Genomic DNA, 19,152 nt, shown 5'->3' on the forward strand with positions numbered 1-19,152 from the left:
CTTACTTGGAGAACAGGCTAACTCAAAACACCGGACTTTTCAGGGGAGCAGGTCAACACGACTAGAGCGTCTGACGAAATACCTGAAACATCGAGTATCACGTAACGCGTTGAAATATTTGGTTTCAGGCAGCGTTACGTGATTCAGGTTTTTCGCATGACGCTTTAGTCTTAATTATTGAATTCAAGCTCGGTCAGAAGTCCTTCCAAAGCCAATCTTGCATTTGCACTCGCAGCTAACGCTCGGTTGCTGTTGTCTATCATTCTATTGTCTTGTGGTATTTTGTCGACGGCTTCGTTTGCCAGCGCACGCACTTGCCCAAACGTCTGATCTTCCTCGGTCAAAAGGTTGTTCCAATCGTCTGACAGCCAAGCCATATCTCTGGCGACTGTTTCAGCTTCCGCCAATGAAAAGTACTGAGCGGCGATTTCGGGCTTGCCCAGACCCTGCATCGCCTGCCCCTTAATGAGTGCTGCTTCCGGACCGTCTATGTCACTGATCAGGTCGTAGCTTCGCTGATAGTTGTTCTGAAAAAGCGAGATTCTTGATCTGAGCATTCTCACGTCTTGTGAAAGAAGCTGACCAGGAAGGTTTAAAAGCACTGCTTCAGCCTCATTTTGAAAGCCCAGGTCGAACAGTCTTTCGGCAGTCGCTAGTATTGCTTTTTGGTTCAAAGCTTCTTTGCTAGTCGGAAACTGCTCGAAGTAGCCTGCCAAAAAGTCCACATCCCTTGCGCCATTGGCAAATTCGGTGAAAGCAAAACTCGTAAGTTCGGTTACAGTCTCAGCATTAAGTTTTGATTTCTGTTCTTCTATAGATGCGAACGCTTTGCCATATTGCCCTGAACTGGCAGCCGCTAAAACGAAGGAACGAAACATTTTTGGTCCTTGTTCTGAGTTCCTTAGTTCGAATGCATAGGTTTCAGCGAGCAAAGCTAAGTCTGCTTGCACCGGCTTTCTTGTAGCCACTTGTCGTTCTATGAGCTCAATGATGGCCTCAGGCGTTTCGTTCGTTTCGCTATTTACTATTTCGTTTATGATCGCGTCGGCTTTCGTGGACTCGTTACGAAGGTCCGACAACTCTGCTTGAACCATTTTGGGCTGCGCATCGTTGTCAGCTAGCCTTTGAAAGCTCCGAATTGCGATGCTGGCATTTGCCACATCGCCGCGCGCTGACAAACGCTCACTTACTTTTTGAGCAAAATGAGGCTTGAGGTGGTTTGGCAATTTTTCTAACCCGCGTAAAGCTGCGAGCGCATTGACTGTTCGGTCCATTGGAATTTCCGACGCTGCCAAAAGGGCCCAAAGCGCTAAATCTGAGTCACAATCTGCAAAGCGGTGCAAACTGCGGGGGTTGTGAGCGTGGCCAAACTCTAAAATGTTAGCTATGTCCAACAATTCCGGATACTCGGCCTTCAGGTTTGGAGCCATTTCCAGTGTCTGTTTCGCTTCTTGACCTAGTCCGAAGAAAAGCTGCAAGCGCGCGTGATGCAGAACTTTTTCCGGCACCAAACGACCTGACGGATCATAGAGATCAAGAACCGAAGCACCAATCTGCTTTCCCATGTCCTCTTCAGCGCCCCAAGATGCAAAGTCAACTATCGACGGATCCGCACAAACAGGGCTGGACGCAACAATGTCCTGCTCTCGCCCGCTTTCGGGTATGTCACTGCTATTGGAAATCCTCATGTTTCCAGTTGAAGGAATAGCAGCAACTGGTATCTGCTCTGACGTATCGAATATTTCCGCAGGCGGTGCTTCAGAACTTTCTGCTGAACTGGCTATCGAAATATCAGGCTTCGGCCTCAATATTCCTCTGGACGCCGCAGACGAAAACGCTGCCAAGAGCCTTTCTTGAGTCTCTGAAACAAGTTCGTTTTCCGTCCGGTTCGTTTGTTCGCCGTTCGAATTGACCGCTTCGCTTGATCCTTCCTGCATGAGGTCTACAGAGTCTTGATCACTTTGCCGATCAGCTTGCGACCAAAGCAATTCACCATAAGTAAAGCCGGATACTGGAACCCCAAGGGCCTCCGGTCTGTTGTCAACGTCCGTTAGAACTTCGGACACAGGTGCCTCTGAGTTCGTGATATCAATGACCAAAAAACTGTTTTGTTCTAGGAAAGCATTCACAGTGCAATTGCACGCCAGTTGAAGCTCCAATTGTGAGGCTTTCGCCACCAAAGCCTGCAAGCGCGTTCTGGGGATAATTTCAAAAGCGACGCTTAGATCAAAGCCCTCGTTATGATTTATCAAACGGAGAACTGGGGTGTTAGTTTCTTGTTCCATGCTCCATTGAACGCCGGCCGGCAGTTGCATTACCAATCTGGTAAAGGAAGCGTGTTCGCCCGAACGGACTACGATTGGTTCCGCGGCCAACGGCATCGGAAGTAAAATCGCAAAAACTATGGACAGTAACTTTAGCTTTTTCATGCAGCATTCTGCTTGACTGATTTCAGAGCTTCTTCCAGTTCCGCAAAGCTGGGGCGATGGTGTGATGGTGTATTCTGCCGGCCAACTTCAATACAGATATTCGTTGCATGTGCATGCAAGTTCGCCACCAGAACTTCTCTAATAAGCTGATAAAAGTGACCATCTTCTTCTGTGACGCTTTTTACTTTCGCAGCGAATGGGCCCACGAAGCCATATGCCAGGAACACTCCTAAGAAAGTACCGACAAGAGCGCCGCCGATGAGTTTACCCAATACTTCAGGCGGTTGATCAATCGAGCCCATCGTCTTGATGATGCCCAGAACAGCAGCAACAATACCGAGTGCAGGAAGCCCGTCGGCTACGGTTTGCAGCGCGTGGCTGGAGTGCATTGCATGGTGCATGTTTGCCTCCATGCGCTTTTCAAGAACTTCTTCGACTTGGTGAGGATCATCGTAATTCATAGAAGCAGACCGAAGGGTGTCACAAATCAGAGCCACTGCTTCCTTATCTTTCACGATTTTCTCGTACTTCGAAAAGATCGACGACTCTTCGGGGGATTCAATATGCTCTTCGATTGCAACCGGGTTTTGACGCGCCAATCTGATCAGTTCGAACAGTAAACAGAGGAGGTCTTTGTAGTCTGAATGTGACCATTTCGGTCCTTTGAAGACCCTACCAAGATCGCGCATCGTGTGCTTGATCGCTGACATATCGTTGCTTATCAGAAAAGCACCGACGGCTGCGCCTCCAATCATTGTCATCTCGAATGGTAGCGCTTTAAAGATGATGCCCATCTTGCCGCCAGCGGCGAGGTAGCCCCCAAAGACCATTGCAAATACGGTGATTATGCCGATGATTCCGATCATGCCGTTCCCCAAAAAATCGTTACTTCGGTATATTTGCAAAAGGAGGTTAAAAAACCTTCACGAGAGTCAGCCTTTTGGCGCGTCTGCGTTTCTTCCTGCGAGGATTACGCTGATTGTGTAGGCCTTGTTTGGAGTCAAACCGGACATTATCCCTGCCGCTGCATCAGGACGCATGCGCCCCAAAAAACCCGCGGCGAAAGCTGGCTCCATTTCTTCGAACAATGCGGCCGCAACCTTTGGTTTCATGTTCTCATAAACTGAAGTGAGTCTGACGACGTCATCTTCTGCAGCCGTGTCGGCAATGGCCAGCATCGACCTCAAAGCGTTTTCCGCGTCTTGAAGCACTTGCAACCGTTTCTCAATCTCAGCATCTGCGACCTCCAGGGCCTTCTGTCTCATGTCGATTTGACCTTCGAGCCGTTCAATACGTGCTTCACGCTCTTGAAATGCGAGCAACATCTGAGCAAAGTCAGCCTTGCTTCCTTCTGAAACGGCCGGTTCACCCGTTGCTTCCGAGCTTGCAGGCACGGGAAAAGGACTCTCTGTTGCGACCGCTTTCCCCGCCTCGCTGCCAATCCGTATAGCTGCCGAGCCGATCAGCAAACAACAAATCAAAAGTATAGAGCCGCGCCCATTGCGGCGGAACATAGGAATCTTCATGAGGCCAATCCTTAAGCGCGGTGTCTGATGAACATTGGTTCGCTTGCGGTTTGCTGCGCTTTGCCAGTCTCAACAGCAGCCACTGTACTCTCCTGAGGTGGAATATCATGCAACGATGCCATCTGAAGCTCGAGCCGCTGTGACATTGCCTCCGCTCGAACGGTGAGTTGGGTGAGCGTTTCTGCCGAAACTGATGCTGTACTTTGAGCCGCTGCAAGCGTTTTGGTTAAATCGTCAACCTGCGCAGACAGGACCGCGACCGCCCCGCCGACACCTTTTTCCAGATCGTTAAACCTATTGAGACGCCGGCCCAAAATATAACAGTAAATTCCGGCGCCAAAAGCTCCGGCGGCTAGAAGAATGTCAGCAATAATGTCCATATCGCTCTCCTTAGTTTAAAACAAATTCCATGATCAGCAGGTCGTTAACGCGTCCGGGACCTGCAACTATCTGTATGCGACGAAGCATTTGCGATCGCAGTCTTGTCAGCGATGCTGGCTCCTCAATGTCTGAGACCTGCAGGGCGCGTAGATACCCGTTCAACACGTCTATGACGCGCGGCGTTACCTTTTTAACATCTTCGGCGTACTCCTTGGGTACTTCCAATTCGCCGCGAAACCGAAGGTGTTTGTACGCGCTGCCACGCGGCATGGAGATCGTCATTGGCTCGAGTGGCAAAAACGAAATATCGCTGAATTCGCTGGAAGATTTCTTTTCCTCTTCCACCACTTCTTCCTTTGATTCGGTAGCGAAGATCATGCCGCTGCTGGCAGCGTAAAACCCACCACCGCCGCCAATTAACGCCAGAACAGCACCAATGATTAAAGGCAGCTTGCCCGATTTTGGTGGTTCAGTGCTTTCTTCATTGGTTGCGTCAGTCATACTCGTCCCGTCAATGTTTACGAAACTTGTTATAGACGCATTTGCACTAACCGATTGTTAAGGCAGATGGTTCATTGCTGATGTCACCGTTGAACAGAAAGTTCATCTGACCGGAGGCGAAAGTGCAGCAAATTGTGACGGCTTGGACAGGCTTGCCATTGCGGCGACAAGTGATTGTTGCCTTGGCAACTGGTGCGATGTTTTTTGCCATTCTGGCCATGTCCAGAATGGCGACCGCGCCAAATATGACATTGCTGTATGCCGGGTTGGAAAATGGCGCGGCAGGCGATGTTGTGACAGCGTTGGAACAGCGCGGTGCGGTGTTTGAAGTGCGCGGGGGCTCAATATTTGTTGATTCGAGCCAAAGAGATGAATTGCGCATGACCCTCGCAAGCGAAGGATTACCTGCGAATTCGACACGTGGGTATGAGTTGCTTGATACGTTGTCCGGTTTCGGCACGACATCGCAAATGTTTGATGCAGCATATTGGCGTGCAAAAGAGGGTGAGTTGGCACGTACCATCGTGTCCAGCCCCCATATCGCGATGGCTCGCGTGCATATTGCAAGTACAGGATCCAACCCTTTCCAACGTGGGGTTACACCCAAGGCATCCATTTCAGTCACCCCAAGTGGTGCAGCGATAACGCCGCAGCAGGGCAAGGCAATTCGGTTTCTTGTTTCCTCAGCCGTAGCAGGTCTGGCGTCTGAAGATGTCGCAGTGATTGATGCCAACGGCGCTTTGATTGGTAATGCGGACGAAGTAGCGCCGACGATTGGTGGTGAAGATAAGGCTGATGTTCTAAAAGCGAGGGTTCAGCGTTTGCTGGAAGCCCGGGTTGGCTTCGGCAATTCGGTCGTCGAAGTGAGCGTCGATACGGTGACTGAAAGTGAATCGATTCGAGAACGAACATTTGACCCCGAGAGCCGCGTGGCGATCAGCACTGACACAGAGGAACGAAACACATCTTCATCCGAAGCGGGTGGCGGCGATGTAACGGTCGCGTCCAATTTGCCAGATGAAGATGGCGCTGGTGGAGAAAACAGCTCGTCTCAAAATAATGAAACACGAGAGCGCGTTAACTACGAAGTTTCTGAGACTGAGAGGGAAGTTCTACGTGAGCCTGGGGCCATAAAACGCGTCACTGTCGCCGTTCTTGTAAACGAGATGACACTTACGGATGAAGCCGGAGAGCAAACTGTTGCGCCAAGAGACGAAAATGAGTTGGAAGCGCTACGCGATCTTGTTGCCTCGGCCGTAGGTTTTGACGAGGCGCGTGGGGATATTATTACAATCAAGTCAATGGGATTGCAGAGCGTGCCGCTGCAAGGAACTGCGGCGGGAACATCCTTGATGAGCAATTTCAACATTGATGTTATGTCGGCCGTGCAGATGGCGATTTTGGCTCTGGTTACGCTTATACTCGGCCTCTTTGTCGTGCGACCTTTGCTCTCCCGCAATGGTTTGAACGACGCGCCTGCTATCGCTGCTTTACCTGCTGCTGAGGGCCAAACGGACGGCCAGGGCCTTGATGGGGAAATTGACGGCGATGATTTTCAACTGCCGGATCTCCCCGTCATTTCTGATTTCGGAGACGCAGGCGGCGAGTTGCCCGATTTAAACATCGGCTCAGGAATGTCGGATGATCCAGTAGACCGGCTCAGAACAATGATCGGTGAGCGGCAAGATGAGACCGTTGAGATTTTGCGCAGCTGGTTGGAAGACAAAGAGGAGAGCGTGTAATGGCCGTTTCACATCGATACAAGAATTTTGCCGGTACCAAACAAACATCAACCGAAAAATCGAACTCACATTCAGAGGCGACCGAAGATCAAAAGCTGCAGGCGTTTGAGACCGGGTATCAAGCTGGCTGGGACGATGCGACAAAAGCGCAGACCGATGAAAAGGAGCGGATCACGGCAGAGTTGGGACAGAACCTGATCGATATGAAATTTACATATCAGGAAGCGCTATCTGAACTAACGGTGTCCATTGAGCCGATTATGAAGGTCATCGTCGAAAAGCTATTACCGGAAGCTATGCGCGCCGCTCTGAGTGCGCATATTCTTGATCAGGTGGCATCGTTGGTTGACGCACAAACGGACCGGCCGATTGAGGTGGTTGTGAGCACGGATAACGTCGAGCGCGTTACAAGTCTTATCGCGACGACCTCTCAAGATTCAATAAATGTTGTCGCAGAGGCGTCTTTGGGTGAAGGGCAAGCATTTGTTCGTTTGGGCACGACGGAACGACAAATCGATCTTAATACGTTGATAGAAGGTGTGTCCAAAGCTGTTGAAGCCTTCTTCCACGAAGCGCATAGGGAGATCGAAAATGGATGAAGTTCCTATGGATAGTGTCGGCGGTCTCGACGCCAATAACCCTTTTACATCGGTTCCTATTGAGGTGACTGTTTGCGTTGGCAAAGCGCGCCCACTCATCCGCGATTTGGTGACGCTTGGTGAAAACGCGGTGTTGTCCTTGGATAAATCGGTTGACGATCCCGTCGATCTCTATATCGGCGACCGGCTCATTGCCCGCGGTATGCTTGAAGAAAAAGAAGGAGATCAAAGTGGTCAGCTCATTGTCCGATTGACGGAAGTGATTGATCTCAAATCTGGCCTCTAAAATGACACGTGTAGTTCTACTGGCAGTTTTTCTGACCGGAGTATTCATCCCGTCGGTAAGTTTTGCGCAAGACCTCTCGATCTCTCTTGGCGATGATGGTTCGTTAAGTGCGCGAACCATTCAGCTGTTTATTCTGATTACTGTACTGAGCCTGGCGCCGGGGCTGGCGATAATGATCACCTGTTTTCCTTTCTTGGTGACGGTGCTGTCGATATTGCGCCAGGCAATCGGATTGCAGCAATCGCCCCCCAATATGCTGATCGTCAGTCTCGCATTGTTTCTGACGTATTTCATAATGGAACCTGTTTTTCAGGCCGCATGGCAAAACGGTATTCAACCGTTAACTGACAATGCAATTGACGCAGAAACTGCATTCGTCCGCACGCTTGAGCCTTTTCGGAGCTTTATGGCAGCTCGTCTGGACCCTGATACATTCTTTGCAATGGCCGAACTGAGATCAGAAACAATTGACGCGACCCCGACGGCAGAGGCGCCTTTGTCCGTGCTCGTTCCGAGTTTTCTGCTTTCCGAAATTTCAAGGGCTTTTCAGATCGGTTTTTTGGTGTTTTTGCCATTCCTGATAATTGACCTTGTTGTCGCTGCTGTTCTTATGTCGATGGGTATGATGATGGTCCCGCCTGTCATTGTATCTTTACCTTTCAAACTCGCCTTTTTCGTGCTGGCCGACGGATGGAATTTGATTGCCGGAAGTCTGGTTCAAAGCTACTTTTAAGTGGCTGAAAAGCCGAAGGCGTAGGCTTTAATCTCTCCTGCGAAACGGATCAGCCTTTGCCCTAACGCGCAAAGCACAGGTTGGTAGCTCACTCAAGGGCTGCTGATTGGTATGCTGAAAAGCCTGAGCAACGACTGCACCCTTTCGCCAGAACTGAAACGTTCAATCCCACACAACCAAATGTGATGCTGCAACTCTGTCAACTCGAACGGAATTTCACCGTTCGAATAGCCGTCGCGAGACTGTTGAAACAACGTCAACCTGACAACGTGGCGACAATGATCAATCCAATACGTGCTGTGTCCTTCTTCGCCTCTGGTTTACTTTGAGAAGACTGGCTGCCCAGAACGCAGCAGCTTGGGTTAGTGTATCTGCCGTCAACACCTGTGTGGTAGGTTTGCGGGTTTGGACGACGCAGGTTTTTTGGTTCATCCCATCGATTGCGAAACGGGAATGGGCAGGAGACCCCTGACGCCGCCAAGAAAGTGGTCAAGAACATTCACCGTAGGACGCGGCAAACCCATTCCGCGGGAGAGAGGTTCTGTATTGATCTAGCGAGACTGCGCGGCGAAGAGCGCATCGCGGGAAGTGAAAGACCTTCGTTCAGACTCGCTGGTATTGAATGAGCGTGAGGCGGACCTGGCGGCTGAGAACCGCCTACTCCAAAAAAAGCATGACAGGGGCTGGGGAGTTCGAAGACTTAGATACACCGCGTCCGAGAAACTGAAGATCGTTCGAACGGTTGAGGGATCGCATTTTCCGGTCAAACAGACGCTCGGCATGTTGGGCATCCAGTGCAGCACGTTTTATCGGTTGGGCAAACAGATTTTACCGACTTCGAAATCATTGGCCGGGGCTGGTGTTACTCAGCCCTCTACTTACCGAGTGACCACGAACGCCAAAGAGGGGCAGCGATCATATCGCGAAGTTCGCTGACATCTTCGCTCACCACAAGACAAGCGCTTGAACCATTGAAACATGGATCCTCGAAGTCGCCGGTATTTTGGCGGCTTCAGGTGCAATCCGGGCATTTTTGGCCTGCAATGCAGCGCTCATCGCGCTCCATTCTGTGGGTTACCCGTTTACCCAGCAGGGCATTGAGCGAAGCCATTGTCCCGAGGAGGAGAGGTTTTATCAGGCTTCAACATACGTTTCAGTACCAAAAAGCAAGGTCAGATCGCCATGTAAAAAACGTAAATACGGACGCGAAACCACCCAACACGTGCAGGCGATACGCCCCATTAAAGACAACGTCGATTGATCCTCTCCCACAGCATCAAAAGCTGCGGGCAGGACAGATGGGCAGAGCAATCTTTGGCGCTCGGCCATGAAAACCGGCTCTATTGTAAAACTCTGTAAATCAGGCAGAAGCCTTGGCCATCCCAATGTAGCAGTTTGGTCCGACCGTCGCGTTTGCCCGAGAACGCAAATACCGCCCCGATGGTCGGTCTTCCAGTGCAGGACATGCTGACTCAATGTCGCCAACACCACAGTCCTTTTGGACGATAGCCGTCACTCGAGAGGTCAAATGTCGTTGAACCCCGGTGTCTTGCCCGATTATGCTCTTTTCACCGCGTGCATCAGCCGCTTCAACACAATCTTGTCCTTGGCCCTGTCAAACCCAAGACCGCGCCCGTTTTGACAAGCAAAGCTTGACCGGAGTAGGCCGCTCTGCTTTCGGATCAGGTGGCGCGATGTCGGCAAGCTGGAAATCGACTGGCGCGGATGCCGTGCCTTGCTCCGGCGACCAAAGTCCCTACTGCTTCGGACCAAGCCGCGATGCGTAAAGTTGCTGGCGCGTCACGTCGTTCCTTTGAGCAAGCCTAATGGCTGCTGCCCATCAAACCCGACGAATGATATAATCAACGGCGTCTCGTATCACTCCATTGCCACCGTCTTTAGCTCCCCAGAACTCTGGCTCGCGTTACACCCTCCGCTCAAAACGCATCTTAACCCCGTCGTTATGCATGTCTCTTACATTTCTAATCGGCAGTCAGGCAAGCGGTCTCATTCGGGTGGTTTCACTCAATTGGAACCGCTGTATCGCGCAGATAGAGGTAGCCTCAGTTTTTAGCCGTGTTAACTTGAATGATGGCTTACACTTTGGTTGCGAGTCCTATTGATGATGGATGGCCTCACTGCTTTTTTCAAAGCGCTTCCCTGCGAAAAGAGCGTTGCCGGCTCTTCTAGGTAAATTTTTTTGAGCCGCTTGCCTTCTTCATTGAGTGCTTTCGCCGGCGTTATCGGGCTCGCACCTATCCTACTGTATTTGAACCGACATTTGTGAAAGCGTTTACAGCTTATGTTGTGTTCACGGTACAAATCAGCAACTGAGACGCCGCTTTCAGCCTCGCTTAGTATCTTCGCCATCTGCACATTGCCGTAGTTTGACCTCTTTACGAGTAACTTCTCCGAAATCATTCGAGAAAATTCGATATGTAGTTGTGCCCAAATTTCGGAGCGATCACCCAGCGGCCAGCTTGAATTCGTTCTAGGCGAGAAGTTTCTGCGTGCTGTAAGATTAGTCACTGAAGAGGTTGGGTGCCGCTTTAGACACGTGATTTACTTTGGTGTTTGTGACTGAAGGTCAAGTGCCGAGCGCTGCGCTTTACTGTATTGAATTCTGTTCCATTTTTAGTGCTGGCTTTTTATGCCTCGGTCAAAGCGCGATCCGAAATTATACGTAAAGGTTTGAGCAGGAAGGATAAAATTGTTCTACCCTCAGATTTTATGTCAGCCACTACGGTCATTCCGGGCGTTACCTTGCGCCCGTCTGGCATCTGACCGACATTGGTAATTGTCAGAGATTGAAAGCCAAGCCGGACGCGAAATACAGTTTGACCATTCTCCTTTGTAAAGCTCGAGGGTGAGATATGCTCAACTACGGCTTCCAGCGAGCCATATCTGGTAAAATCATATGTCAGAACTTTGACGCTGGCAGAACTGCCAGGTGTTACCCCACCAATTCTATCGGCGGCGATTTCGATCTCTGCGAAAGTCTGGCCTGTCGAGGGGATGATCTCGACAATGACTTCGCCTGGCTGAACCACCTCTCCGAGGTTTTGAACCGAAATCGCGTTCACCATACCAGAGACGGGGCTCACAATTCGGCTTCGCTGTATTTGAAAGTTCAGCGCTGTGCGGGTTTCCAGCAACCCAGCTAGTTCTGTACGCTTTTCGTCCAGTTGAAGCGCTGCATCTCTTCGAAACTGTGCAATCAGTTCCCTCTCGCTGGATTCCAGCTGATCGATCCTTGCATCCAAAATGCGTACCTCACCGGACAATTGCGCGATACTGCTTTCCAACCTCAAATTCTCGCGCTGCAATTCTTCGCGACGGTTCAGGGACACGCTTCCATTGAATCCGGCGCGTTGGTAGCGGTCAAATTGTGCTTGTTGGATTGCTAGTTCTTGACGCAGGCTCTCCATATTAGCATGGATGGCGTGTTGTTCGGTGCTTGCAACCGATTTTTGCGAGCGGATCGTTTGTATTTGCGACAGACGGTAGTTGACTTCGCTGATGATCGAGATTGACGTCATTTGTCTTAACTCCGCGTCATCAAGCGTAACGAAACTAATGGCGCTGATCGTCTCATAACGAGCAATACTCTCCTGTACTTGTGTCAAAAGCGTGTCGATTTGCGCTAACTCGGATTGGATGATCTGCGTGTCCAGTTGCAGTATGAGCTGCCCAGGCTGCACGATATCCCCGTCCTGCACAGCAATTTCGTTAACGATGCCTCCTTCAAGGTGTTCAATCCGGGTGGATAAACCTTCGGGCTTGATGGTCCCCTCCCCGGTCACAACTTCGTAAACAGGCGTCATAGATGACCAATAGAAAAAAGCTCCAACGGCGAGAACGATTGTCCAGATTACGGACCTGGCATAGCCGCCATCATGTGTCTCGCTCAAATGTGGGCTCGCAGTGACATTGGAAGAACTGGCGATGGCGGACGATGGAACATTGCCCAGTTTTTCGCTTTTTGTGCGGCGGGAGAATCTGTTCAGCATGTTAAGCGCTCCTCGATTGGAGTTTTTCGGGCCCGCCAAAAAACGCAATTTGGCCAGCATTGAGAAGCAAGACCTTATCGGCTTGGCGCATGATACTGGGTCGATGGGTAACCAGCAGACAGGTTACCTGGCCTGCCCGCCTCCTGATTGCATTCAGGATCGCGGTTTCATCCTCGTCTGACAGGCCTGCTTCTGGCTCATCGAGCAAGAGAACCTTGGGGGAATTCAGGAGAATTTGAGCGACTGCAAATTTGGTGCGGAAAGCAGGAGAAAACCGATGCCGATCTGCGTGACTGAATCTGGTGTCAAAGCCATCGGCAAGATCTTCAATACTCTGCAGAAGTGATAGTTCTTGCGTGATGGCACGCAGTTCTGCGTCCGTAGCATCAGGCTTTGTAAGGCGAAGGTTTTGAGCCAGTGAGCCATGTATTTGCAAGGATTGATGGCCAAGGTAACTGATCAATTTGGCCCGCATTCGCGTGTCAAACTGGTTTACATTAGATTGCCCAATCATCACGGTCCCGTTTTGTGCAGAATACTGTCCCGTGATCGCGCGCAGCAGAGATGACTTACCCGATCCTGCCTCTCCGGTGATGCAGGTGAATGACCCGCCATCAAATTTTACGCTTATCCCTTTGAGTGCTGCCGTGACCGACCGTGGGTATCTCAAGACCAGGCTGTCAATGTGAATATCAGGTGCGATGCGACCGTGGTCCAATCCGACCGCCAACTGTGAATGACCCGATTGGTGCCGACCTTTGATACGCATCATGACATCGATCTGTTTGAAGAGGTTCAAAAGATCAGGTGCACGAACCGCGAGCAGCAATGCTTGTTGCACCGGGCTCAGCAGTCGGGCGGATATGATTGTACAGGCGATCAGAACGCCTGCGGTTAAATCGGAGGATATCACACGCAGCGCACCAACGAAGATTACGCAGCCAATTGCCAGTGGCGTTGCAACTGTAATCAGGCTGTTGAGTATGCGCCAGATCGCGTCCAGTCGGTGCCGCGCCTGGCTCAAAGCGCTAAAACGTGGCGTGATCCGCGCGCTCCATACCGCACCCAAACCGCGTGCGACGATCTGATGGCGTTGGCTGAGAGTTTCCTCCTGCAGACGCATACATTCGTTGTGCAGCTGACCCAGTTCTCTGGAACCGCGCGAAATTTTTGGGTAAAAAACGACGCCCACCACTGCATAGAGCGCGACAAAGCTGAGCAGAATCGTCCCAATGACCGGATCCAGAAAGAACATCGCAGCCAATAAAATCGCCACAAATGGCAATTCAAAGATAACGGCGACAAATGGTCCTGCGTAGAAATCACGTACCGTTTCGAAATGTTTGAGACGGTTCATCTGATCGCTTGCAGAGGACCCGGTCACCATCTCCAGCGGAAAGGCCATCAGACGTTCAAACAGGGTGCTGCTGACAATATACTCTATGCGTCCAGATACCTGTGCGATTATCCTCGATTTGATCCGACGCAGACGCAGATCGACGCAAAGTAATATGCCGATACCAACCAGCAAAGCCACGAGGGTATCGAATGCTTTGGCAGGCAGGACCTTATCGAAAATGAATCCGACAGAAAGTGACGCAATGACGACAAGTGTATTGGACAGGAAAATAATGAGCAGAATTGTCCGGTTCTCGGGCGCGAACCGATGGATCGTGTTGCTGATCCAACTGCCTGACCAAGATGTGGCGTTGGGTTTCAAGGCGGATTCTTTTATGCGCAAGCAGCGATAGAGGCGCCGTTGCCGGATAGGTCGCTCTTGTCCGGTCGCAGGGTCGCGTAACACAAATCGACCATCGTCGCCGGCGGCAACAAACCAGATATCCTCACTGGCAGAGACGACGAAAGATCCGTTCGGCAAGTGCTGCAAGTTGCGTCCGCGTAGGCTGTCTTCACTCGTTTCGAAACCGAGATGGCGCAGGATGCCGCGGGCTGAGTTTAGATTGAGCTCAGGCGAAAAATGCGGGATGGCCGCAGCAAAGTCTCGGAAATCAACCGGCCAGTTGCAGCGGCGCAAGACTTCAACGACCGCTTCGCCAGCATTTGTGTGCGACGGTAATCCGCCAAATCGTCCGGTTTGCAAACCGGTACTCAATGCATCGTAATTGCTATCATTTTCCCATTTCACAGTGGCCGAAGCGATCAGGTCGCTGTCAGACACTGAGACAGAGGCAGTGCCTTGAGCGTCGGGTGCTGCTTTGAGAGGAGCGGTGTGTGTCATCCAGCCATCGACCTCTCTGAGGGCGCGACTTCATCCTCGATGAGGTGACCATCTTTGATGCGCAGGACACGGTTCGCGAGAGCCATGTATGAGGGTCTGTGGGTGACCATGACGATTATCGCGTCGGGTATCCGTCGACGTAGGACTTGCAACATGTTTTGATCGATGCTGCGGTCAAGACCCACATTCGCTTCATCGAAGAGGATGACATCAGGACACCGGACCAATCCTGAAATCAGGACGACACCGTCGTGAATCGCCTTGGGCAGGCTATTGGCATTGCGGGCGGCAACTTGCAGGGACAGCCCGTCGGCATGATGGGAAATGAAGCTCGATATTCCAAGCTCTTCGGCGAGTTTGAAGGCTTGTGTCTGATGTCGCGGCACATCGAATGCAGTGAGGTTTTCCAGCAAGGTACCGTCGAGCATTGTATAATCTGGTGACAAGGTACTGATCCGGTCGCACAGAGCCTCCGGATTGATATCGTCGAGCGTCAACCCATTGATGTGCACTGTTCCCGAGGTCGGGCGAATTCTGCCCGCCAAGACTGACAGCAGAGTGCTTCGACCGCATCCGTCAGCGCCGACCAATGCTATGCAGTCGCCGCGTCGCAGACTGAGCGAGACGTTTTCGAAAAGAGGCTTTTGGTTGGGATGAGGGGCGATCGTCACGTCGTGCAGAACGATATCGTCAATTTGATCTATCTTTTTGACGCCCGAAGAACCAGCATCTGTCTGCAACAGTTCATTGGTTTGTTTTTCAGACCTTTTAACATCTGCTTCACCGGCCAGCAGGGCTTCTATGCGCAGCATTGGCTGTATGACGCGCCCGGTGAGCAATACCGAGGCGGCGACCCCGCCAACAGACATCTGCCCGCCAATGACCAGAAACGATCCGACCCCGGCCATAAGAACTGGCGCCATCAACCCGATCGAAGACGTAATGCCTTGCGTGAGCGTCACGCGGCGACTGAGATCATGGGTGATGATGGCGTTGACCGACATCAGCCGCTCGTAACGGCGTTGCATCAAATCCTCGATCCCGAGGCTCTTGATCATCTCGACACCGTCAATCACCTCCATCAGAAAGGAATGGCGTTGTTGGTCCCTGTTCTGCCGAAAAGTGTTGAGTTCCAGAATCTTGCGCCGCTGAAACCAGACAATGCCCATCGACAGAAGTGCGAGTACACAGACACTTACCCCTAAAAGAGGCGATATCAGAGCCATCACCGCAATGAAAAGCACAATGAATGGCAGATCAAGCATTGCTGCGGCGGCTTCACTCGCGTGGTGTTTGCGCACGCGCTCAATGCTTTCCACGTGGTCGTGCAGCACACCGGGGCCGACGTTTTTAAGGCGTGTACTGTTCTCCAGAAGGTTGCGAAAGGCGCGGTGGTATGCCTCAGTCTCGAACCGGTTGCTGGCGGTGGCCATCAATCTGCCACGTGCCAGTCGGATCATGAAGTCGGCGAGTGCCGCCGTCGCGAGGCCTGCGGCCAACACGGCCAATGTCGCATAGCCTTCTCTTGGGATGATCCGGTCATAGACGTGAATCATCGCCAAAGGCAGCGCAAGACCAAGAAAATTTGCGCACAAGGAAGCGACCACGATATGTGGGTTGCGCCGCAGGCGGCGTAAGTCCAATCCACGTTCCATGCGCCAGTAAACTCCTAATTCGAGGGGCTTACGGTACGCACAAACAGATAATTTTGGGTTACCCGCTACCAGGTTATCTTGTCGATCTCCGTGAACTCCACGATCCCACCGGCATCAAAGGTGATCACCCCGGCGGCATCCTCGGAAAGCGCCAATGCCTCAGCGCTTTGGCCTTCAACACTTGATCCTGCATCCAGAACCATTGTCCATCCATTGCCAGTTACGGTGTTGCCCGCGACATTTGCACCGCCGGAGGTGTCCAGAAGTTCGATGGTTTGTGTCCAGCCAGACGCACCGCCAGCAACAATGTCAGACCCTTCGGATGCGGCAACCAGAAACGTGTTTTCGCCTGCCCCCCCGTACAAGACATCGTCGCCAAGCCCCCCCGACAGGATATCGTCGCCACCGTCACCGTAGAGGGTATCGTTCCCCGCACCGCCAGAGAGCACATCATTCCCGCCCCCGCCTTTCAGATAGTCATTCCCATCGCCCCCGAAGAGGTTGTCATGACCGCCCATGGTTATGCCGCCACTTTCGATTGCCGCAACCTCTGATGTCTCAAGCTGGTAGTCGAAGACGGCGAATTCATCGATGGCACCGTCAAAGAAATGCTGCAGATTGTCAGCGGCTCCATCGCTGCTTTTCCATTGGGATGCCCCCAACGTCCAAGGCTCGTTGTTGCCGGTGATGCCGCCTGTATAGCTGTCCGTATCAACCCGGGCACCGTCAAGAAATAGTGCGGCACCTTCCGGGCCAAAGCTGACTGCGACATGGGACCAGTCGCCGGCTGTCACTGTGCCGGAGTCGGACTGCATGAAGGTGTTGCCGCTGTCAGATTGCAGACGAACTTCAATCGAGCCATCGGTATTGAGCCAGGCTGTCAGGTGGCCGCCCCCGTCAAAATGAGTGGAATCGCGCGAAAAAATGGTCTGCTTGTCGTCAAGGTTATTCGCATTGAACCGAATAGAAACCGTCCCTGCATCAAGGGCATAGGCGGAGTCGGGCGGAACTTCGACGTAGTCATCAGTCCCATCGAGGGCCACGGCCGTTCCTGTACCGTCCCAACCTGTCGCGCCGGGCGTGGCTCCGCCACGGTAAAGGCCATCCCGGGCATTGCCGCTACTGTCAGCTGACGTGCCTCCAACGTCTTCGAAGTGCATTAAGACAACGGCGTCGGCACCGACCTCGTCACCCCCGTACAGCCTGTCATCGCCAGCACCGCCTTTGATCGTGTCGTCACCGGCATCGCCATATAGTCGCTCATCACCCGCACCACCGATCAGTTGGTCATCGCCCGCACCGCCGGAAATCTGGTAGCGTTCGAACGATGTTACGCCTTCGCTTTCCAACTCCGCCATTTCTGCGGTATCGAACTGCCGATCAAAAAGGGCGAATTCATCAATTGACCCTTCAAAGTGGTCTCTGAGATTAGTTGCAACGCCGTCGCCGCTCCGGTTTTGCGAAGCGCCAAGTGTCCAGGGTTCGTCGTTGCCGACAAGGCCGCCTGTATAACTGTCTGTATCAACCTGCACGCCGTCAAGGAACAGCGCAGCACCTTCGGGACCAAAGCTAAAGGCGACATGCGCCCAGTCGCCAGCCTCCACGGTGCCCGGTTCAGAGCGCAGGTAGGTATTGCTGCTGTCGGACTGCAGCCTGACTTCGACGGAACCGTCCGACTTAAGCCACGCAGAAATATGGCCGCCGCCATCGTAATGCGTTGAATCGCGAGAGAAGATCGACTGCTGGTCGTTCAGGTTATCCGCATTGAACCGGATCGAAATAGTACCTGCGTCGAGTGCGTAAGCGGTATTCGGGGGCACTTCGACGTAGTCGTTGTCTCCGTCGAGCGTGACGGCTGTGCCGGTACCGTCCCAACCCGTCGCGCCAGGCGTTGCATCGCCGCGGTAAACGCCATCCCGCTCGTTGCCGCTGCTGTCTGCTGCCGTTGTTCCGGTATCGGTGAAATTCATCAACAGCACCGCATCTGTTCCGTCTTTGGCCTCAGGGCCATCGGCATTCGCAGTGATCACATCATCGCCGCTGCCGCCCAAAATCATTGTTTCTGCGGTCCCGGTATCTGCGAAGGTGACACCGTTGTCGGCCAACTGAACCGTCTCTGCTACATCGCCGATGGTGACCGATACCGTCTGAGTGGAACTGGCACCTTCACTGTCTGTGGCGGTTACCGCGACATTAACCACAGCCCCATCGGTTTCGTAGTCAAGATCGACGCCATCTTTCAGCTTCAACTGATTTCCAATAACCTCGAAACGTGCGTCATCGACGTGATAAGTCACGGCGTCGCTTGGGTCGGCTGCCACTCCAACAGCGGTGCCAACAACGGCGCCCGCGACGTTTTCGTCAACTGTGCCGCCCACTGCGGACAGGGCAGGCGTGTCGTCGACCTCTACAGTCTGGGCTGTGGGTTCAGTCTCCGTTTCTGTGGAAAGTTGAGGCGTTTCCTGCCCGGTGGCCGTCCGCGACGCGGTGGGCTGAGGTTTCGCAGAGCCGTCTGATCCTCCTTCGGGCAACCCGTTCCGGACGCCCGGGCTTGCGGGTGCAGGGGCGTCGGTGATCTGATCTGCTGCCGTGTCAAACCTTGGCGCAGTTTGCGCGGGCTGCTCCAGATCCAAAGAGGCCGGGGTGCGGCCAGAGCCTGCGGAGGCGGCCGACCCTTCGCTGAGGTTGACGGAATCGCTTTGAGGGGGCGCAGTCGGTTCTGATGAACCCTCTGAGACCGGCTGCTGTGGCGTTGCGGTTGCGGTGCCCCCCCCGGAGGCAGGCGCGGATGTCTCGGTAACGGGCGCTTGCGCCTCGGCCTGTTGGGGGCGCATGTAGCCGGTCAAGGCGGCCAGCGTTACAGATGCGCCACCAACGGCAGTTCCGCTCCCTGACGCCTCAGCGCCTTGGATCGCATCAAGATGTGCCTGATCTGCTTTGGAGGGGCCTGCGTTTTCCGCCGGTTCGTTCTTACGCCCAACCTTGAACCGAAACCCTGAAAATATGGACCCCATAACCCTCACACCTCACTCGTGGGCACCCCTACCCGAG

At 52.7% G+C, this 19,152-nt stretch carries 16 protein-coding genes and 1 pseudogene; 5 read left to right on the forward strand and 12 right to left on the reverse strand.

Annotated features, from left to right (window positions below; translation table 11 throughout):
• Positions 1 to 170: 170 nt before the first annotated feature.
• The 5 genes from K5Q35_RS11845 to fliL all read right to left on the reverse strand — a co-directional run bounded on the left by K5Q35_RS11845 (position 171) and on the right by fliL (position 4,837).
• The gene (locus tag K5Q35_RS11845) at positions 171 to 2,429 is read right to left on the reverse strand and encodes a hypothetical protein (RefSeq protein ID WP_220799707.1); all 2,259 of its coding nucleotides are present in this window, start codon (positions 2,427 to 2,429) and stop codon (positions 171 to 173) included.
• Positions 2,426 to 3,295, reverse strand: coding sequence for a flagellar motor stator protein MotA (gene motA / locus K5Q35_RS11850; RefSeq protein WP_013960023.1), 870 nt, complete (start codon positions 3,293 to 3,295; stop codon positions 2,426 to 2,428). The genes K5Q35_RS11845 and motA overlap by 4 nt, the downstream gene beginning before the upstream one ends.
• A 66-nt stretch (positions 3,296 to 3,361) precedes the next feature.
• The gene (locus K5Q35_RS11855; protein WP_013960024.1) at positions 3,362 to 3,955 is read right to left on the reverse strand and encodes a MotE family protein; all 594 of its coding nucleotides are present in this window, start codon (positions 3,953 to 3,955) and stop codon (positions 3,362 to 3,364) included.
• 11 nt (positions 3,956 to 3,966) lie between these two features.
• On the reverse strand, positions 3,967 to 4,335 hold the full coding sequence (locus tag K5Q35_RS11860) for a hypothetical protein (protein ID WP_013960025.1): 369 nt from the start codon (positions 4,333 to 4,335) through the stop codon (positions 3,967 to 3,969).
• A 10-nt stretch (positions 4,336 to 4,345) separates the two neighbouring features.
• Positions 4,346 to 4,837 (reverse strand): flagellar basal body-associated protein FliL, encoded by a 492-nt coding sequence (fliL, locus tag K5Q35_RS11865; RefSeq protein ID WP_013960026.1) that lies wholly within the window; start codon positions 4,835 to 4,837, stop codon positions 4,346 to 4,348.
• Between the two features lie 122 nt (positions 4,838 to 4,959).
• Between fliL and fliF the strand changes: the two genes are divergently transcribed.
• From fliF to K5Q35_RS22915, 5 genes and pseudogenes are all read left to right on the forward strand, one after another.
• Entirely contained in the window at positions 4,960 to 6,579 is a 1,620-nt protein-coding gene (gene fliF / locus K5Q35_RS11870) for a flagellar basal-body MS-ring/collar protein FliF (RefSeq protein ID WP_013960027.1), read from the forward strand.
• Complete coding sequence (locus K5Q35_RS11875) at positions 6,579 to 7,178, forward strand: ABC transporter ATP-binding protein (protein WP_220799708.1); 600 nt, start codon at positions 6,579 to 6,581, stop codon at positions 7,176 to 7,178. Before fliF ends, K5Q35_RS11875 begins: the two co-directional genes overlap by 1 nt.
• Positions 7,171 to 7,464, forward strand: coding sequence for a FliM/FliN family flagellar motor C-terminal domain-containing protein (locus K5Q35_RS11880; protein ID WP_220799709.1), 294 nt, complete (start codon positions 7,171 to 7,173; stop codon positions 7,462 to 7,464). Before K5Q35_RS11875 ends, K5Q35_RS11880 begins: the two co-directional genes overlap by 8 nt.
• 1 nt (position 7,465) lies before the next feature.
• Complete coding sequence (fliP, locus tag K5Q35_RS11885) at positions 7,466 to 8,197, forward strand: flagellar type III secretion system pore protein FliP (RefSeq protein ID WP_013960030.1); 732 nt, start codon at positions 7,466 to 7,468, stop codon at positions 8,195 to 8,197.
• Between the two features lie 585 nt (positions 8,198 to 8,782).
• A pseudogene (locus tag K5Q35_RS22915) lies at positions 8,783 to 9,010 on the forward strand (IS3 family transposase); the annotation flags it as partial.
• A gap of 321 nt (positions 9,011 to 9,331) precedes the next feature.
• Here K5Q35_RS22915 and K5Q35_RS11890 read toward each other — a convergent pair.
• The 7 genes from K5Q35_RS11890 to K5Q35_RS11920 all read right to left on the reverse strand — a co-directional run bounded on the left by K5Q35_RS11890 (position 9,332) and on the right by K5Q35_RS11920 (position 19,115).
• Positions 9,332 to 9,526 (reverse strand): hypothetical protein, encoded by a 195-nt coding sequence (locus K5Q35_RS11890; RefSeq protein ID WP_220799710.1) that lies wholly within the window; start codon positions 9,524 to 9,526, stop codon positions 9,332 to 9,334.
• An 11-nt stretch (positions 9,527 to 9,537) separates the two neighbouring features.
• On the reverse strand, positions 9,538 to 9,663 hold the full coding sequence (gene tnpB, locus K5Q35_RS22920) for an IS66 family insertion sequence element accessory protein TnpB (protein WP_220799711.1): 126 nt from the start codon (positions 9,661 to 9,663) through the stop codon (positions 9,538 to 9,540).
• A gap of 613 nt (positions 9,664 to 10,276) precedes the next feature.
• Positions 10,277 to 10,618 (reverse strand): transposase, encoded by a 342-nt coding sequence (locus K5Q35_RS22925; RefSeq protein WP_374758615.1) that lies wholly within the window; start codon positions 10,616 to 10,618, stop codon positions 10,277 to 10,279.
• Positions 10,619 to 10,845: 227 nt separating this feature from the next.
• The gene (locus tag K5Q35_RS11905; protein WP_220799713.1) at positions 10,846 to 12,207 is read right to left on the reverse strand and encodes an HlyD family type I secretion periplasmic adaptor subunit; all 1,362 of its coding nucleotides are present in this window, start codon (positions 12,205 to 12,207) and stop codon (positions 10,846 to 10,848) included.
• A gap of 1 nt (position 12,208) precedes the next feature.
• Positions 12,209 to 14,446 carry a peptidase domain-containing ABC transporter gene (locus tag K5Q35_RS11910; protein ID WP_220799714.1) on the reverse strand — a complete coding sequence of 746 codons (2,238 nt, stop codon included), beginning with the start codon at positions 14,444 to 14,446 and terminating at the stop codon, positions 12,209 to 12,211.
• Positions 14,443 to 16,101: an ABC transporter transmembrane domain-containing protein gene (locus tag K5Q35_RS11915; protein WP_220799715.1), complete on the reverse strand. Its 1,659-nt coding sequence runs from the start codon at positions 16,099 to 16,101 to the stop codon at positions 14,443 to 14,445. The genes K5Q35_RS11910 and K5Q35_RS11915 overlap by 4 nt, the downstream gene beginning before the upstream one ends.
• A 65-nt stretch (positions 16,102 to 16,166) precedes the next feature.
• Positions 16,167 to 19,115: a LamG-like jellyroll fold domain-containing protein gene (locus K5Q35_RS11920; protein WP_220799716.1), complete on the reverse strand. Its 2,949-nt coding sequence runs from the start codon at positions 19,113 to 19,115 to the stop codon at positions 16,167 to 16,169.
• Between the last annotated feature and the right edge of the window lie 37 nt (positions 19,116 to 19,152).

This window comes from Roseobacter sp. OBYS 0001, from assembly GCF_019654895.1.
In the GTDB taxonomy this organism is placed as follows: Bacteria; Pseudomonadota; Alphaproteobacteria; order Rhodobacterales; family Rhodobacteraceae; genus Roseobacter; species Roseobacter litoralis.

Bases quoted from the DNA above. Each gene is read 5' to 3' on its own strand.
- K5Q35_RS11860 (WP_013960025.1), bottom strand. From the start codon at position 4,335: ATGGACATTATTGCTGACATTCTTCTAGCCGCCGGAGCTTTTGGCGCC.
- motA (WP_013960023.1), bottom strand. From the start codon at position 3,295: ATGATCGGAATCATCGGCATAATCACCGTATTTGCAATGGTCTTTGGG.
- K5Q35_RS11890 (WP_220799710.1), bottom strand. From the start codon at position 9,526: ATGGCCGAGCGCCAAAGATTGCTCTGCCCATCTGTCCTGCCCGCAGCT.
- fliP (WP_013960030.1), top strand. From the start codon at position 7,466: ATGACACGTGTAGTTCTACTGGCAGTTTTTCTGACCGGAGTATTCATC.
- K5Q35_RS11845 (WP_220799707.1), bottom strand. From the start codon at position 2,429: ATGAAAAAGCTAAAGTTACTGTCCATAGTTTTTGCGATTTTACTTCCG.
- K5Q35_RS11910 (WP_220799714.1), bottom strand. From the start codon at position 14,446: ATGACACACACCGCTCCTCTCAAAGCAGCACCCGACGCTCAAGGCACT.
- K5Q35_RS22925 (WP_374758615.1), bottom strand. From the start codon at position 10,618: ATGATTTCGGAGAAGTTACTCGTAAAGAGGTCAAACTACGGCAATGTG.
- tnpB (WP_220799711.1), bottom strand. From the start codon at position 9,663: ATGTCCTGCACTGGAAGACCGACCATCGGGGCGGTATTTGCGTTCTCG.
- fliL (WP_013960026.1), bottom strand. From the start codon at position 4,837: ATGACTGACGCAACCAATGAAGAAAGCACTGAACCACCAAAATCGGGC.
- K5Q35_RS11880 (WP_220799709.1), top strand. From the start codon at position 7,171: ATGGATGAAGTTCCTATGGATAGTGTCGGCGGTCTCGACGCCAATAAC.
- K5Q35_RS11905 (WP_220799713.1), bottom strand. From the start codon at position 12,207: ATGCTGAACAGATTCTCCCGCCGCACAAAAAGCGAAAAACTGGGCAAT.
- K5Q35_RS11875 (WP_220799708.1), top strand. From the start codon at position 6,579: ATGGCCGTTTCACATCGATACAAGAATTTTGCCGGTACCAAACAAACA.
- K5Q35_RS11920 (WP_220799716.1), bottom strand. From the start codon at position 19,115: ATGGGGTCCATATTTTCAGGGTTTCGGTTCAAGGTTGGGCGTAAGAAC.
- K5Q35_RS11915 (WP_220799715.1), bottom strand. From the start codon at position 16,101: ATGGAACGTGGATTGGACTTACGCCGCCTGCGGCGCAACCCACATATC.
- K5Q35_RS11855 (WP_013960024.1), bottom strand. From the start codon at position 3,955: ATGAAGATTCCTATGTTCCGCCGCAATGGGCGCGGCTCTATACTTTTG.